The sequence below is a fragment of the Carboxylicivirga litoralis genome (assembly GCF_025499605.1).
In the GTDB taxonomy this organism is placed as follows: domain Bacteria; phylum Bacteroidota; class Bacteroidia; order Bacteroidales; family Marinilabiliaceae; genus Carboxylicivirga; species Carboxylicivirga litoralis.
Window position 1 is genome coordinate 1 of the sequence record NZ_JAFMVC010000100.1, and the last position, 1,212, is coordinate 1,212.

Below are 1,212 nucleotides of genomic sequence, written 5' to 3' on the forward strand. Positions count from 1 at the left end.
CTAAGTACATGACAAAAGTTTATAACATTTATCTAAATCGCTGTTATTTATTGGATTGATTAACGCATTTGCGATTCTAATCAGTCCGTATTTAAAGAAACTATAGGCTCTTCTGCCATGCTTTTTCACCTTTATCGCTTTAATGTTCACATGTTTGTCAATACCCGCTAAGTATGCCCAAACAAAAGCAATTGCCACAACAGCCAAAAGTTTAGCTATGCGTTCCAAATCAGTCAAGTGAGTATCTTCAAGATTAAACCCACTGGATTTCATAGCTCTAAACATGGTCTCTATCTGCCATCGTTCTTTGTAGTTGATCATAGCCTGATCGTGTTGATTGAAAGAGGCAACAATGGTAAACTCCACTTTTCCAGTAGCTTTATTGAAGGACTTAGCTCCCGACAGATATACCAGATTTTTACCGAGGTAATACAGTTTATCACAATGTTTGTAAGACCCTGTTTTGATATTGTTGAACAGCCAAAAGGCTTTAATTGGAGATTTGCCGTGTCGATGCACCATCATATTGTTGCGTATGCGAATGTAGAATGGAATCTTCTGACGAATAAGATCCTCGAACCATTCTTCTCCGATAAATTCCCTATCCGCCATAAATGCTTTAATATCTTTGGTACCAAAGAACCGAATATAAGTGTCCAGCACCTCTTTTCGCTCTTTGGCATTGGAATTCCCCCGCTTAGGAAGAAGTTTCCATATTAATGGGATAGCAACTCCTTTATAACAAACGCTTAACATTAGGATGTTAATGTCGGTTTTGCCAAACTTCCAGTTGGTTCTGTCCATGCTGAGCATATAGGGAGGTTCATCAGGCAATAAACTGTAAATTAAACGAGTAAAGATCAGTGGATCAAAGGAAAATTCAGCAAAGAACCGTTGTACTCGCCGAAGGCTTGATTCATGTTCAACATTAGGGTTAAATCCCTGTGCAAGTTTTACATATGAAACGGTTTGAAATTTTATCATGCTATTGATAATAATGATCAGGCATTTAATCCTTGCCTTGTGCCAATTGGTTGTTGTCTTGAACAACTCAAATAATTGAGTATTTTTACTGTCTGCCTTGGTATTCGGATACATTACAAAATGATGTGGGAATCTTTTGTAAGATACTGAATATCAAGGTTTTAAGCAAGCAATTTAACTACTTAATTAATTGATTTTCAATTAATTATACTTTTGTCATGTACTGAA

The 1,212-nt window shown here is 36.5% G+C and carries 1 protein-coding gene; it reads right to left on the reverse strand.

All coding sequences use genetic code 11. The features are described 5' to 3' along the window. Positions 1–984, reverse strand: coding sequence for an IS4 family transposase (locus J1N10_RS20910; protein ID WP_262328670.1), 984 nt, complete (start codon positions 982–984; stop codon positions 1–3). Between the last annotated feature and the right edge of the window lie 228 nt (positions 985–1,212).

Bases quoted from the DNA above. Each gene is read 5' to 3' on its own strand.
- J1N10_RS20910 (WP_262328670.1), bottom strand. From the start codon at position 984: ATGATAAAATTTCAAACCGTTTCATATGTAAAACTTGCACAGGGATTT.